The 14,084-nt window shown below is 54.9% G+C and carries 16 protein-coding genes; 9 read left to right on the plus strand and 7 right to left on the minus strand.

The genetic code is table 11. The features are described 5' to 3' along the window. Window positions 1-3 precede the first annotated feature (3 nt). The 5 genes from urtB to zinT all read left to right on the plus strand — a co-directional run bounded on the left by urtB (window position 4) and on the right by zinT (window position 4,866). Complete coding sequence (urtB, locus tag I6L74_RS18470) at window positions 4-1,578, plus strand: urea ABC transporter permease subunit UrtB (protein WP_059178865.1); 1,575 nt, start codon at window positions 4-6, stop codon at window positions 1,576-1,578. Beyond that, the gene (gene urtC, locus I6L74_RS18475) at window positions 1,578-2,651 is read left to right on the plus strand and encodes an urea ABC transporter permease subunit UrtC (protein ID WP_059178866.1); all 1,074 of its coding nucleotides are present in this window, start codon (window positions 1,578-1,580) and stop codon (window positions 2,649-2,651) included. Before urtB ends, urtC begins: the two co-directional genes overlap by 1 nt. Next, on the plus strand, window positions 2,651-3,448 hold the full coding sequence (urtD, locus tag I6L74_RS18480) for an urea ABC transporter ATP-binding protein UrtD (RefSeq protein ID WP_059178867.1): 798 nt from the start codon (window positions 2,651-2,653) through the stop codon (window positions 3,446-3,448). Before urtC ends, urtD begins: the two co-directional genes overlap by 1 nt. Window positions 3,449-3,457: 9 nt before the next feature. Next, window positions 3,458-4,156, plus strand: a complete 699-nt coding sequence (urtE, locus tag I6L74_RS18485) for an urea ABC transporter ATP-binding subunit UrtE (protein WP_059178868.1) — start codon at window positions 3,458-3,460, stop codon at window positions 4,154-4,156. 68 nt (window positions 4,157-4,224) lie between these two features. Beyond that, window positions 4,225-4,866: a metal-binding protein ZinT gene (gene zinT, locus I6L74_RS18490; RefSeq protein ID WP_059178869.1), complete on the plus strand. Its 642-nt coding sequence runs from the start codon at window positions 4,225-4,227 to the stop codon at window positions 4,864-4,866. Between the two features lie 34 nt (window positions 4,867-4,900). Here zinT and ydeE read toward each other — a convergent pair whose 3' ends face one another. After that, on the minus strand, window positions 4,901-6,094 hold the full coding sequence (ydeE, locus tag I6L74_RS18495; protein ID WP_059178870.1) for an efflux MFS transporter YdeE: 1,194 nt from the start codon (window positions 6,092-6,094) through the stop codon (window positions 4,901-4,903). A gap of 193 nt (window positions 6,095-6,287) precedes the next feature. Here ydeE and eamA point away from each other — a divergent pair, with 193 nt between their 5' ends. Next, window positions 6,288-7,187: an O-acetylserine/cysteine exporter gene (gene eamA / locus I6L74_RS18500; protein WP_059178871.1), complete on the plus strand. Its 900-nt coding sequence runs from the start codon at window positions 6,288-6,290 to the stop codon at window positions 7,185-7,187. Window positions 7,188-7,229: 42 nt separating this feature from the next. Here the strand turns inward: eamA and marB are convergent, their stop codons facing one another. From marB to marR, 3 genes are all read right to left on the minus strand, one after another. Next, window positions 7,230-7,442, minus strand: a complete 213-nt coding sequence (marB, locus tag I6L74_RS18505) for a multiple antibiotic resistance protein MarB (protein ID WP_012017387.1) — start codon at window positions 7,440-7,442, stop codon at window positions 7,230-7,232. Window positions 7,443-7,620: 178 nt separating this feature from the next. Beyond that, window positions 7,621-8,004 (minus strand): MDR efflux pump AcrAB transcriptional activator MarA, encoded by a 384-nt coding sequence (gene marA, locus I6L74_RS18510; protein WP_012017388.1) that lies wholly within the window; start codon window positions 8,002-8,004, stop codon window positions 7,621-7,623. A gap of 18 nt (window positions 8,005-8,022) precedes the next feature. Next, entirely contained in the window at window positions 8,023-8,457 is a 435-nt protein-coding gene (gene marR / locus I6L74_RS18515) for a multiple antibiotic resistance transcriptional regulator MarR (RefSeq protein ID WP_059178872.1), read from the minus strand. A gap of 256 nt (window positions 8,458-8,713) precedes the next feature. Between marR and I6L74_RS18520 the strand changes: the two genes are divergently transcribed. Beyond that, entirely contained in the window at window positions 8,714-9,379 is a 666-nt protein-coding gene (locus I6L74_RS18520; RefSeq protein WP_059178873.1) for a MarC family NAAT transporter, read from the plus strand. Between the two features lie 29 nt (window positions 9,380-9,408). On the opposite strand, the gene I6L74_RS18525 is transcribed toward I6L74_RS18520, so the two are convergent. Then, window positions 9,409-10,605, minus strand: a complete 1,197-nt coding sequence (locus tag I6L74_RS18525; protein WP_059178874.1) for a sugar transporter — start codon at window positions 10,603-10,605, stop codon at window positions 9,409-9,411. Window positions 10,606-10,780: 175 nt separating this feature from the next. On the opposite strand from I6L74_RS18525, the gene I6L74_RS18530 reads away from it, so the two are divergent. Further along, window positions 10,781-11,590 carry a PhzF family phenazine biosynthesis protein gene (locus tag I6L74_RS18530; protein ID WP_059178875.1) on the plus strand — a complete coding sequence of 270 codons (810 nt, stop codon included), beginning with the start codon at window positions 10,781-10,783 and terminating at the stop codon, window positions 11,588-11,590. Here the strand turns inward: I6L74_RS18530 and I6L74_RS18535 are convergent. Beyond that, window positions 11,582-12,526, minus strand: a complete 945-nt coding sequence (locus tag I6L74_RS18535; RefSeq protein ID WP_059178876.1) for an L-lactate dehydrogenase — start codon at window positions 12,524-12,526, stop codon at window positions 11,582-11,584. The two genes, I6L74_RS18530 and I6L74_RS18535, sit on opposite strands and share 9 nt — an antisense overlap. A gap of 151 nt (window positions 12,527-12,677) precedes the next feature. On the opposite strand from I6L74_RS18535, the gene I6L74_RS18540 reads away from it, so the two are divergent. After that, complete coding sequence (locus I6L74_RS18540) at window positions 12,678-13,160, plus strand: GNAT family N-acetyltransferase (RefSeq protein ID WP_059178877.1); 483 nt, start codon at window positions 12,678-12,680, stop codon at window positions 13,158-13,160. On the opposite strand, the gene ptrR is transcribed toward I6L74_RS18540, so the two are convergent. After that, on the minus strand, window positions 13,114-13,992 hold the full coding sequence (gene ptrR / locus I6L74_RS18545) for a putrescine utilization regulator PtrR (RefSeq protein WP_059178878.1): 879 nt from the start codon (window positions 13,990-13,992) through the stop codon (window positions 13,114-13,116). The two genes, I6L74_RS18540 and ptrR, sit on opposite strands and share 47 nt — an antisense overlap. Between the last annotated feature and the right edge of the window lie 92 nt (window positions 13,993-14,084).

Below are 14,084 nucleotides of genomic sequence, written 5' to 3' on the forward strand. Positions count from 1 at the left end.
GCCATGAGCGTTATGCGTATGTTCGTCGCAATAGTATGGCTTGCCGGTCTGCTGCCAGGGATGGCGCAGGCGTCGGATGCGGACACCTTTGTCGCCGCGAGCCGCAGCCAGCAAACCACGCTACTTGAGCAATGGGCCGTCAGCCCGGATTCGTCGCGTTTGCCGCTGTTGCAGGCGCTGCAGAAAGAAAATCTCTTTGTTGATACACAAAAGCACGCGTTTACGCGCGTGAAGGGGCAACTTTCCGCCCTTGGGGAAAGCGCCCAGGCAGAGGGCGAACCGAAGGCGGTCCGTCTTACCAATCGCCTGCGCAATCTCTCCTCCACTGCACTGGCCACGCATCAGCTCGTCAGTGACAACGTCACGGAAAGGTTGAACGCAGCGATACAACTGCAGCGCGATGCCACGCCGGCGATGCTGAATTTATTACAGCAGCGTCTGCAGGCGGAACAAGACGACAAGGTTCGTGCCGCGCTGGAAGCGGCGCTGGCGAATCTGCTTCTCGCCAGTCCGCAGGCCGAGGTGCGTTTGCAGGCCGTTGCGCTGCTGGGGCATTCGACCGATCCCGAAACGCAGGCACGTTTAACGCCCTTTACGCAAACCCAAACGGAACCGGATGCCCGCGTGCGTGAGGCCGCTGCGGACAGTTTGCGTCAGATTCAGCACCGTTTACTGATTGGCGATCTGTTGGGGCAGGCGTTTATGGGGTTGTCACTCGGATCGGTGCTGCTGCTGGCGGCGCTCGGGCTGGCGATCACCTACGGATTGCTGGGCGTCATCAATATGGCGCACGGCGAGATGCTGATGCTCGGCGCATATTGTACCTGGATGGTTCAGCAGGCGATGGCGCAATTCGCGCCTCAGTGGCTGGCGCTGTACCCGATCGTCGCACTGCCGGTAGCGTTTTTAGTGACTGCGGGCGTTGGCATGGCGCTGGAGCGCAGCGTGATCCGCCATCTGTATGGCCGTCCGCTGGAGACGTTGCTCGCCACCTGGGGGATCAGCCTGATGATTATCCAACTGGTGCGGATGACCTTTGGCGCGCAAAACCTGGAAGTAGCGAACCCGGCCTGGCTGTCCGGCGGTGTGCAGGTTTTTGCCAACCTGATCCTGCCGTGGAACCGAATTGCGGTGCTGGTTTTTGTCCTGCTGGTGCTGTTCTTTACCTGGTTGATTCTGAACAAAACCCGACTGGGGCTGAACGTGCGGGGGGTGACGCAAAACCGCAATATGGCCGCGTGCTGCGGCGTGCCGACAGGGCGTGTCGATATGCTGGCGTTCGGCCTCGGATCGGGCATTGCTGGTTTGGGTGGCGTAGCGCTCTCGCAGCTCGGCAACGTCGGGCCGGAGCTGGGACAAGGCTATATTATTGACTCCTTCCTGGTGGTGGTGCTCGGCGGCGTCGGGCAACTGGCAGGCAGCGTAGCCGCGGCGTTTGGTCTGGGCATTTTCAACAAAATTCTCGAACCGCAAATGGGTGCGGTACTGGGGAAAATCGTGATTCTGGTGGCGATTATTCTGTTCATTCAGAAACGTCCGCAGGGATTGTTTGCGCTTAAAGGGAGGGTGACAGACTGATGAGCCAGCCACTGACCTTAACGCTGGCGCGTAAAGCGCCGCGAATAACACAACTTGTTGGCAGCTTGATTCTCGCCATTCTGCTGGTGCTGCCGTTTCTGGCGCTGTTACCCAGCAGCCATCCGCTGGCCCTGTCCACCTGGATGCTGACGCTGGTCGGCAAAATCCTCTGCTATGCCATCGTCGCCGTGGCGCTTGATCTGGTCTGGGGCTACGCCGGAATGCTGTCGCTGGGACACGGGATTTTCTTTGCCCTGGGCGGCTACGCGATGGGCATGTATCTGATGCGTCAGGCGTCAGGCGAGGGATTACCGGCGTTTATGTCGTTCCTTTCCTGGAGCGAACTGCCGTGGTTCTGGTGGGGAACCCAGCATTTTGCCTGGGCACTGGTGCTCATTGTGATGATCCCCGGCCTGCTGGCGCTGATTTTTGGCTGGTTTGCGTTTCGCTCAAAAATCAAAGGGGTCTATTTCTCGATCATGACTCAGGCGCTGACCTACGCGGGGATGCTGCTGTTCTTTCGTAATGAAACCGGATTTGGCGGGAACAACGGTTTCACCGGTTTTACCACGCTGCTGGGATTCCCGGTGACGGCAACGACCACGCGGATTGCGCTGTTTCTGGCGACGGTCGCGCTGCTGGCAGCCTCGCTGGCTATCGGATTCTGGCTGGCGAAAAGCAAATTTGGCCGCATTCTTACCGCCGTGCGCGATGCGGAAAACCGTCTGACATTTTGTGGCTACGATCCCCGTGGTTTTAAGCTGCTGGTCTGGACGCTTTCCGCGGTGCTGTGCGGGTTGGCGGGGGCGCTGTACGTCCCGCAGGTCGGCATCATCAACCCGGGTGAAATGTCGCCAACCAATTCCATTGAGGCCGCAATTTGGGTGGCACTTGGCGGGCGCGGGACGTTAGTTGGGCCGGTGATTGGCGCGGCGCTGGTTAACGGCGCGAAAAGCTATTTTACCGTTGCCATGCCGGAATACTGGCAGCTGTTTTTGGGCGGGATTTTTATCGCCGTCACGCTGTTCTTACCGCGTGGTGTCTACGGATTATTGCGTAAGGGAGAGAAATAATGCAGCCAACCGACGAACTTTTTACCCGTCAACTCCCGGGCGACCGCTTTCGTGAGCAAACCGATCCTGTGCTGCAGCTTGAGTCGATAAACGTCAATTTTGACGGTTTCCAGGCGTTGACCGATCTGTCGCTAAACATCGGCGTGGGGGAATTACGCTGCGTGATTGGCCCTAATGGTGCCGGAAAAACCACGCTGATGGACGTGATCACCGGTAAAACGCGCCCGCAGAGTGGGCGGGCGATTTACGATCAGTCGATTGATTTAACCGGACTCGATCCCGCCGCGATTGCGCGACAGGGCATTGGGCGTAAGTTCCAGAAACCGACGGTATTTGAAGCGCTGACGGTCTGGGAAAATCTTGAGCTGGCAATGAAAGGCGACAAATCCGTGTGGGCCAGCCTGCGCGCCAGGCTCACCTCAGAGCAGAGCGACCGCATCAACGACATGCTTACGCTGCTGCGCCTGAGCTCCGAGCGGGATCGCAGCGCGGGATTACTGTCTCACGGGCAAAAACAGTTCCTGGAAATCGGCATGCTGCTGGTGCAGGACCCCCATTTGTTATTGCTCGATGAACCCGCAGCCGGCATGACGGACGCTGAAACGGAGTATTCGGCAGAGCTTTTTCGCACCCTGGCGGGCAAACATTCGCTGATGGTGGTGGAACACGATATGGGATTTGTTGAAACCATCGCCGATCACGTCACCGTTCTGCATCAGGGGCGCGTGCTGGCGGAGGGATCTTTGCGTGAAGTGCAGGCCAACGAACAGGTTATCGAAGTCTATCTGGGACGGTAAGGAGCGGGAATGCTACAGGTTAACGAACTGAATCAGTATTACAGCGGCAGCCATATTTTGCGCGGTGTGAGCTTTGAAGCCCCAAACGGTGAGGTGACATGTCTGCTGGGGCGCAACGGCGTGGGAAAAACGACGCTGTTAAAATGCCTGATGGGGTTAGTGCCTGCGCGCAGCGGGGAGATCATCTGGCAGGGCAAAAAAATTACCTACGCTAAACCGCATCATCGCGTGCAGTCCGGTGTGGCGTATGTGCCGCAGGGGCGCGAGATTTTTCCGCGTCTGACGGTCGAAGAAAATCTGCTCTTGGGACTGTCGCGCTTTCCTGCTCGCGAGGCGAAAAGCGTGCCGGAGGATATCTGGCAACTGTTTCCTGTTTTAAAAGAGATGAAGCACCGCCGTGGCGGCGATCTTTCGGGTGGGCAGCAGCAACAGCTGGCGATTGGCCGCGCGCTGGCGAGTCGTCCGCAGCTGTTAATCCTGGATGAGCCGACGGAAGGGATCCAGCCCTCGGTGATAAAAGAGATTGGCGTGGTTATCCGTCAGCTCGCCAGCCGGGGTGATATGGCGATTTTGCTTGTGGAACAGTTTTATGATTTTGCTGCGGACCTGGCGGATAACTATTTGCTCATGTCGCGCGGGAGCATTATTCAGCGTGGCCGCGGTGAAGATATGGAGCAAGAGGGCGTTCGCGGGCTGGTGGCGATCTAAGGGTGATTGTTTTCTGAAATGTTATACTATAACATTCTTGTTTTCTTGAACGGAACGAGGATGATATTTTGGCTGCACAGATTGGAAAAATTGCAATGACGCTGGGGGCGCTACTGGTGAGCGGGCAACTGTTTGCCCATTCGCACGGGCATCAAATGACCGAGGCGGAAGAGAAAGCCGCGAACGGTGTTTTTGAGGATAAAGACGTTAAAGACCGTAAATTATCCGACTGGGACGGCGTCTGGCAGTCGGTTTATCCTTTCCTGCTTGATGGCTCGCTGGATCCGGTTTTCAAAAAGAAAGCAGAAAGCGATCCCAGCAAAACGTTTGCCGAGGTGAAAGCGTATTACCGCAAGGGATACGCCACGGATGTGGAAACCATTGGGATTGAAAATAATGTGATGGAATTCCATACCGGCAAAACGGTAGCGAGCTGCCGCTACGATTACAGCGGATATAAAATTCTGACGTACGCGTCAGGCAAAAAAGGCGTGCGCTATCTGTTTGAATGTAAAGACGCCGGCTCTAAAGCACCAAAATTCGTGCAGTTCAGCGACCATACAATTAGCCCGCGTCAGTCTTCGCACTTCCATCTCTTTATGGGCAACACCTCGCACGAGGCGTTGCTGAAAGAGATGGATAACTGGCCGACGTATTACCCCAATGAGATGTATAAAAATCAGGTTGTGGACGAAATGCTGCACCACTAAAAACAAAAAAGGCGAGAGATTCTCGCCTTTCTTTTTACGCTGTTTTCGGCTCTTCCTGCCACGCTTTCACGCGCATTCCACGCAAAATCATCAGCCACGCAATCACAATCGCCGCCATCATCACCGCAAATAATGACCAGTGCGGCAAATGAGTCAGAATAATACCGGTGATCATTGGGTTCGCTGCGGCACCGAGCCACCCCAGCGCTTGCGCGGAAAAATAGCTGGCTTTCATCCCCGGCGGGGCGATGTTATCGATCAGCATGTATTCGCCCGGTGCATAGATAATTTCCCCCACGGTAAAGACCGCGGCGGCTATTCCCCAGTAGATCAAATTGCTGCCGGAGAGCATAAATCCGCCCAGTCCCAGCACAAAAAACAGCGTGCCGAGCGCCATCAAAGGGCGAATATTGCTGGCCGTGATTCTGCGTCCAATGAGGTATTGCAGTGACACCACCACGGCGGCATTCACCGGGAGCACAACGGCAACCACGTTTTGCGCAAAATCACTGTCGTAATCGGCTGCGAGGACGTACTGGGAAATACAGCTGGCGAAAGATCCCCCGACGTAAGAGGCCAGAAGCCCGGAGAGCGTATACCAGAACAACGCTTTGTCACGCAGAAGTACCGACGGTTGCCACGGTACAGGGGCGTGTTCGGCATCGGCAGCGACGCTCTTTTGCACATAGAACTGAATAAATACCAGCGGCAGCGCGGCACAGAACGCCGCCAGCCAGAACGGTAATTGCAAGCTGTACATCACCAGCAACGTGCCTATCGGCGGACCAATCGTCCAGCCAATATTCAGGAAACTGTAGTTAAGCGAAAATACGCGCGCTTTCTCGGACGACGTGAGCACATCGGAGAACCAGGCTTTTAGCACCGTGGAGAACACGGAATAGGCACAGTTAATCAGGGCAAAGAACACGACGACCAGCGTGACGTTATGCACCAGCGGAATAGCCACAAACCCGGCGATAAACGCCAGAATCGATATCAGCATATAGCGTTTTTTATCAAACTTATCCGCGAGGATGCCAAACCCCATGCTGAAAACCACGCCAATAGTCAGCGCGATCGTCAGGGCATAACCGATATTCTCAACGCTCATGTTGTAGACACGGGTGAGGTAGATGGTCATAAACGGGAGCGTCGCACCACGACCGATTGTTAATAATAATGACGACGCCAGCAGCGCTGCGGTTGAGCGCCTGAGAGATGGTTTCATAGTTCTGCCCGACAAATGCTTACGATTTTTTTTGTTGTGTTTTATCAGGAGTATCACGACATAAGGGGCTTGTATAGCACCTAATTTATCCCTAAGTGCTTCGCCTGACTGCCAGAATTAATGATCTTTTCCTGGCGGGCTTTTTTCGTTACCTTGAATCTGTTTACAAAAATTTAATAATCAGAGGCGATGTATGACGCGTAAAGACGGGCTGCTGGCGTTGCTGGTGGTCGTGGTATGGGGCCTGAATTTTGTGGTCATTAAGTTAGGTTTGCATAACATGCCTCCGCTGATGCTGGCCGGTTTACGCTTTTTGCTGGTCGCAGTTCCCGCATTATTCTTCGTTGCGCGGCCTAAAATCCCGTTTCGCCTGCTGCTCGGTTACGGTCTGACCATCAGCTTTGGGCAGTTCGCCTTTCTGTTTTGCGCCATTAAATTTGGCATGCCTGCGGGGCTGGCATCACTGGTTCTCCAGGCTCAGGCGTTTTTCACCATCATTCTTGGCGCGTTTGTCTTTGGTGAGCGCCTGCAGGGCAAACAGCTGGCGGGGATCACCGTCGCGGTGTTTGGCGTGCTGATTTTGGCGGAGGCCAGTCTGAATGGGCAACACGTCGCGCTGCTGGGTTTTATGCTGACGCTGGCGGCGGGACTGAGCTGGGCATGTGGGAATATCTTCAACAAACTCATCATGCAGCATGACGCGCGTCCGGCGGTGATGTCGCTGGTGGTCTGGAGCGCGTTGATTCCGGTTGTCCCGTTTATGATCGCCTCACTCATTTTTGACGGCGCTGCGGTCATGCTCAAAAGTCTGGTTGAGATCGATCTCACGACGATTTTGTCGCTGGTTTATCTGGCGTTCGTCGCCACGATTGTGGGGTACGGGATCTGGGGAACCTTGCTGGGACGCTACGAAACCTGGCGCGTCGCGCCGTTGTCTCTGCTGGTTCCGGTCGTCGGGCTGGCAAGCGCGGCTGTTCTGCTGGACGAGAAACTCACGGTGTTACAGCTGCTGGGTGCCGCGCTGATCATGGCAGGGTTGTATATCAATGTGTTTGGTTTGCGGTTGCGCCGTGCGACGCGAATCAAGGGATGAAAGAAAAAAGCCCTGCCGAAGCAGGGCCAAAACGACTTAACGTTAGCGCTGGTTGTAATACGGCACGCCTAATTCGTCGGATTTGTCGCTACCCGCACCCATATGATTAAAATCAAAAGGCGATTGTTCGTGTGCGGTTGGCAGAACTATCGCTGTGCGACTGTTCTGCTGGTTAGCGTGAGTGGTTTGCTCCGCAAAAGTCTGGCCGGAGACCAGCACCAGTAAGGTGAGGGCGGCGGAGGCGATAGTTTTCATGATTTCCTCGGTTACGTCTTAGCGCCTGGCGCATTAGGTTATTGTGTTTGCCATTCTGGACTCGGGTAGTGCGCATCAACCTCACGTACTCTGCGTACGCTTCGGTTACTGCGCGCTTTCCAGATCCATACTGTCGGCAACAGGCTATACCTAATGAAACAGGCCCTTAATCAGGCGATTAGCAATGACAGTTCGTTAGCGGTAGCAGGTATCGGGACTCACCAGGCATACTGGTGATGCGATACTTGTGCGGTGGCACGTCGAAATAGTTCTTGAACGTGCGGGTCAGGGTCTGTTGCGATTCAAAACCATAGCGTTCCGCCAGATACAGGATCGGTTCGTTGCTCTCTTTCAGTTTCTGAGCAATTTCCGTCAGCTTGCGGCTGCGAATGTATTGACCTAATGAATGACCGGTCTCTTTTTTGAACATCCGTTGCAGGTGCCATTTTGAGTAACCTGAACGCTCGGACACCTTTTCCAGTGAGAGCGGCGATTCCAGGTTATCTTCAATCCAGTCCAAAATGCTATGAATAGTGATGGCGTCATTATTGCGTCTGGACATCGTCATACCTCTTTCTGTTTACGGCAGGATTTTCTTGAGCAAATGTTCAAGCGTCAGCACTTCATCCGCCGTTAAGTTTTTTGTTAGTTCCTGATGCAGTGTTTGTCCTACTAGCTCATGACATTTTTCGCACACGGCCGCGCCTTCGCAGGTGAGTTGCACCAGCACGCCGCGCTTGTCATTTGGGTTCGGTCGCCTTTCAATCCATCCCTTGCAGACGAGACGATCGAGCATGCGCGTCAGCGCACCCAGATCGACCGAGAGCACTTTTTTCAGCTCAACAGGCGTGATACACACCTCGCAGCGAATGGAGCACAACACTTTGAATTGTGTCGCGGTGATATCCATCGGAGACAGATAGTCGTTGAGCAGGCGATCTTTTTTCTGGTTAACCATATGAATAAGACGGCCCAGTGGAATAATTTCGTTGAAGAGATCACTGGTGCTTTTCACAATGGTTGCCCTGGCAAGTAGTTTAATCACGGCAGATATTATTGCTCAGGCAAGTATAAGTCAACCGAATGTATCCGCCGATGCCACATTTTGCTAAAACGTTTCATGAACTTTTTTCGGGGCGTTTTAAATCATAAACATACCGACCGGCTGTGATTGCGCAGTGGAAAACACTGCTTACGTTGTGCTCGTGGCTCAACGGGGAATTTTCACCGTATAATGGGATGTTAATTATGGATAAGGATAACGACGCGAAATGGTGGAATTAATTCAGGCAATAGGTCTTGGGCTGGTGGTGTTGTTGCCGCTGGCGAACCCGTTAACGACCGTCGCGCTGTTTTTAGGTCTTGCGGGTAACATGAACAGTGCCGAACGTAATCATCAGGCGCTGATGGCCTCGGTGTACGTTTTTATCATCATGATGGTGGCTTATTACGCCGGACAGCTGGTGATGAATACGTTTGGCATTTCGATTCCTGGGCTGCGAATTGCGGGGGGGCTTATCGTCGCGTTTATCGGTTTCCGGATGCTTTTCCCGCCTCATAAACCGCATGAATCACCTGAAGCCAAAAGCAAGTCGGAACAGTTGGAAGATGAGCCTTCGGCCAATATCGCGTTTGTGCCTTTAGCGATGCCCAGCACGGCAGGGCCGGGAACGATAGCGATGATCATCAGCTCCGCCTCAACGGTGCGTGATGGCTCGACGTTCTCCGAGTGGGTAGTAATGGTTGCACCGCCGCTCATTTTCGCGCTGATTGGCGTCATTCTGTGGGGCAGTTTACGCAGCTCAGGCGCGATCATGCGCTGGGTTGGCAAAGGGGGCATCGAAGCGATTTCGCGTTTGATGGGCTTCCTGCTGGTCTGCATGGGTGTGCAGTTTATTATTAACGGCGTGCTGGAAATTATTAAAAACTACCATTAATAAAAAAGGTGGCCTCAGCCACCTCTTTTTTATCCGTGATGCGGCTGCTCTTCGAGCGCCACTGGCCATTTGCGGAATATCAGAATCGACCAGATAAACGCCGCCAGGGCAGGAATGGCACCCAAATATCCAATCGCCGACATCGACAGGTGAAGGCTGATTTGATTTCCGACGAGCGCGCCTGCGCCGATACCAATATTGAATATCCCCGAAAAGAGTGACATCGCCACATCCGTTGCATCAGGTGCCAGCGCCAGCACTTTGACCTGCATACCCAGGCCGATAATCATGATCGCCACGCCCCAGAAAATGCTCAGGATGGCCAGATGGCTTTCGCTTTGCGCGGCGGGCATCAACAGCAACAGGCACGCCAGCAGCAGGCCAATGGCGCTGCTGACCAGCAGAGAAGCGTGTTTATTCCCGAGTTTCCCGAACAGCACGCTGCCGATAATCCCCGCGCCGCCCAGAATCAACAGCAATACCGTGGCGACGTTAGCGCTAAAGCCTGCCACCACCTGCACAAAGGGTTCGATGTAGCTGTAGGCCGTGTAATGGGCGGTCACGACTACCACGGTCAGCAGATAAATGCTCATCAGCGCCGGGCGACGGAACAGCAGCGGCAGACTTTTCAACGAGCCAGAATGTTCACTCGGCAGTTTTGGCAGCAGCTTGATCAAACACAGCAGGGTGATCAGCGCGCCCAGGCCGATCGCGAAGAACGTGGTGCGCCAGCCAAAATATTGCCCGACGATTCGACCCAACGGCAGACCCAACACCATCGCCAGCGCCGTACCGGTCGCCAGCAGACTGAGCGCCTGTGCACGTTTACCGGCAGGCGCCAGACGTATGGCGAGCGAGGCGGTAATCGACCAGAAAATCGCGTGCGCAAAGGCAATGCCAATGCGGCTTATCACCAGCACGGTAAAGTTCCACGCCAGGAAGGAAAGCACGTGGCTGGCGATAAACAACATAAACAGCCCGATCAGCAGTTTGCGGCGTTCCATCTGGCTGGTCAGCAGCATAAAGGGCAATGACATCAGCGCCACGACCCACGCGTAAATCGTCAGCATGATGCCAACCTGCGCCGTTTCCATCTGGAAACTGTGGGCAATGTCAGACAGCAGGCCAACCGGGACAAATTCAGTGGTATTAAAAATAAAGGCGGCAATGGCCAGCGTGACCACACGTAGCCACGCGACCTTGCGGGAAACCGTGTTTGTTGTCATAGGAATAAAACGCATTCGTTGCAGATAAGAAGAGAGGGCGATCTTAAAGCGTAAACTGGCTAAAAGACAACCATTATGTGACGCAGATCTCAAAATTTACGTTATCGAAAAGGTAGCGCAGATCGTTGTTTTCACAGAAGATGAGGACAACACAACAAGAACAGGCGGTAAGACAATGCAGGAAATTGAATTTTATCTGGTTGATGCATTCAGCGATAAATCCTTTGGCGGCAATGCGGCAGCGGTCTGTCCGCTTGAAGAGTGGCTGCCTGACGAGACGCTGCTGAAGATGGCGCAGCAGCACAACCAGTCAGAAACTGCGTTTTTTGTTCGCACCGACGAGGGCTTTGCGCTGCGCTGGTTCACCACGCAGTATGAAATTAACCTGTGCGGACATGCCACGCTGGCGGCGGCGCATGTGATTTTTGAGTATCTCGATTATCCGCAGACCGAAATCGTCTTTTCAACGCGTTTTGTCGGCAATCTCACCGTTAAGCGCAACGGCGACTGGCTGACGCTGAATTTCCCGGCGTGGGAAAGCGAGACGGTGGAGAATCCGCCCGCACTGCTCTTCAGCGCGCTCGGTATTTCCAGCGCAAAAGAGGTCCGCGCGGGTCGCGATTACATGGTCGTGCTGGAGAACCAACAGCAGGTAGAGTCTTTAACGCCCGATATCGCGGCGATGCTCCCGCTGGAGAAAATGGTCTGCGTGACAGCACCCGGCGATGAGTATGATTTTGTCAGCCGCTTTTTCTGTCCGGGAGAAGGCGTGCCGGAAGATCCCGTCACCGGGTCAACGCACAGCATGCTGATCCCCTACTGGAGTGCGAAACTGGGCAAAACGCAGATGCGCGCACGCCAGGTCTCTGCTCGTGGCGGGGATCTGCGCTGTGAATTACAGGGTGACCGCGTGCTGATTGCCGGTCAGGCCACGCTGTATATGAAAGGCAAAATCTTCCTGCGTCAGGCGTCCGTTCTAGGGTAATCGGGCGATATTGGCCTTAATTACCTCGGCAGAGTGGCGGAATTTGACCTGTTCATCTTCCGCCAGTTGCAGCTCAATAATTTGCTGGACGCCGCTTTGCGCCAGCACGGCGGGCACCCCAATCGCCAGCCCCTCCATTCCATATTCCCCCTCCAGCACGCAGGAAATCGCCAGCGCGCGGTGACTGCCGGTGAAAATATTGCGGCAAATCTCAGCAATCGTTCCGGCAATGCCGTATTCGGTGCAGCCTTTGCGGTTATAGATGTCGAAGCCCTGACGGCGAACATTCTCTGCGAGCTGCTGACGATCAAGCGTTTCACCGGTGTGGCGCTGATAGACTTCGCCGATCGGCGAGCCGTAAACCGAGGAGTGCGACCAAACCGGGAACTGGGTGTCGCCGTGCTCGCCGAGAATAAAAGCGTCGATGCTTTGCGCACCAATATCCAGTGCCTGCGCGAGTGTACGACGTAATCGCGTTGTATCCAGCCAAACGCCCGTGCCGATCACCTGGCTGCGCGGCAGACCTGACAGTGTCCACACCTGCCAGGTGATGATGTCGCAGGGATTGGTGGCGATCAGAAAGATGCCGTTAAAGCCGTTTTCCATCATCTGCGGGACCAGGCCTTTTACAATCCGCGCAGTGTTAGTCAGCTCATCAAGACGGGTTTGCCCGGGCTTGAGCGCACCGCCCGACACGGTGATTACGGCGATATCCACATCCGCGCAGTCGCGCGCGTCGCGCGTCGAAATGCTCATCATGCCCGGCATATACGCGGCGGCATCCGCCAGATCCTGTGCGTGCCCTTCGGCGCGATCCCGGTTGAGGTCCACCAGAATGAGTTCTTCACAGATATTCTGATTGAGCAGGGCATAGGCGGCAGACGCACCCACATTGCCTGCTCCAATGATCATCACTTTACGGGCTTTGGTATTCATGTGTTGTCCATTCAGTTTCACGGCGGCTATAACAAAATTACTGCTGTCTCCCGCGTTCGTGCAACTGATGAACGTCATCATAAGTTAATACTATGAAGCGCTTATAAAGGCGGGGCGCTATCCTGGAATAAAAACAACAAAGGAGCCTGCCATGTATTCCATTACCTCTGAATCTGCCGCCCATCCGGACATTGTCTCGCTCATCGCCGCGCTTGATGCGTATCAGAGCGAACTCTATCCCGCTGAAAGTAACCATCTGCTCGATCTGACTCAACTCTCGACGGACAGCCTGATCATGATGGTGATCCGCGATCGCCAGCTTAAGGCGGTGGGATGCGGCGCTATCGTCCTGAACGGCGACGGCACCGGAGAGATGAAGCGCGTCTATATCGATCCCACCCATCGCGGACAACAGTTAGGTGAAAAACTGCTGGCCGCGCTGGAAGACGAAGCGCTATCTCGCGGATGCCATACGCTACGCCTGGAAACCGGCATCAAGCAGCACGCCGCAGTGCGACTGTATGAAAACCACGGGTATGGTTTGCGCGAGGCGTTTGCCCCTTACGTTGCTGACCCGCTTAGCCTGTTTATGGAGAAGGCGCTGGTGGCTGACGTTCGTTTAGCAGTGCTATAAACGCCTCAAGCGGGCGCGTCATCGCCCCGCGTCGCCACACCAGCCAGGTCGTCAGCCAGCGCCAGTTTTCCGCCAGCGGCCAGGCCTCAACCTGATGATGCCCTGGCATGCTTTGCAGCATCGAGCGGGGCATCAGCGCAATACCCGCTCCGGCAATGACGCAGGCGAGCATCCCGTGATAAGACTCCATCTCATGAATCCGGCCAGGCATTGCCCGGTCGGCATGAAACCAGCTTTCCAGATGACGTCGATATGAGCAGTTGGCGCGAAAGGCATACACATCACAGCCGCTCACCTGCGTGGCGCACGATACCTCTGCGTGTCCGGCAGCGGCCACCAGCATCATCTCTTCCTGATACACCGGCATTCCGTCAAGTTCCGGGTGGGACAGCGGGCCATCGACAAACGCGGCGCTTAATGTACCTTCCAGCACACCATCGATCATCGTGCCGGACGGGCCGGTTGACAGGGCAAACTGGATACGCGGATAGCGCTGATTGAACTGCGCCAGCGATTCAGGAATGCGCACAGCTGCGGTGCTCTCCAGCGAGCCCAGCGAAAACAAACCCTGCGGCTCATCACCGGAAACGACCATCCGTGCTTCATCCACCAGCGCCAGAATCTGTTTGCTGTAACGCAGAAAATTATGTCCGGCCGGAGAGAGCCGCAGGCGTTGATTCTCGCGGATAAACAGCTCAACGCCCAGGTCGGCCTCGAGCTGACGAATACGCGTCGTCAGATTTGACGGTACGCGATGCACCTTTTGCGCGGCCTGGGTGATGCTCCCGGTTTGGGCCACGGCGTTAAACATTTCAAGCTGAGTTAAATCCATGCCGTTCTCGATTCGTGAATAAGTGGGTTAATATTATTCAGTTTTAAGAAATAGCAGAGTCGACCACAATGAATCAACTTTTATTCCGTGGA

This window comes from Lelliottia amnigena, assembly GCF_019047465.1.
GTDB lineage: Bacteria > Pseudomonadota > Gammaproteobacteria > Enterobacterales > Enterobacteriaceae > Enterobacter > Enterobacter amnigenus.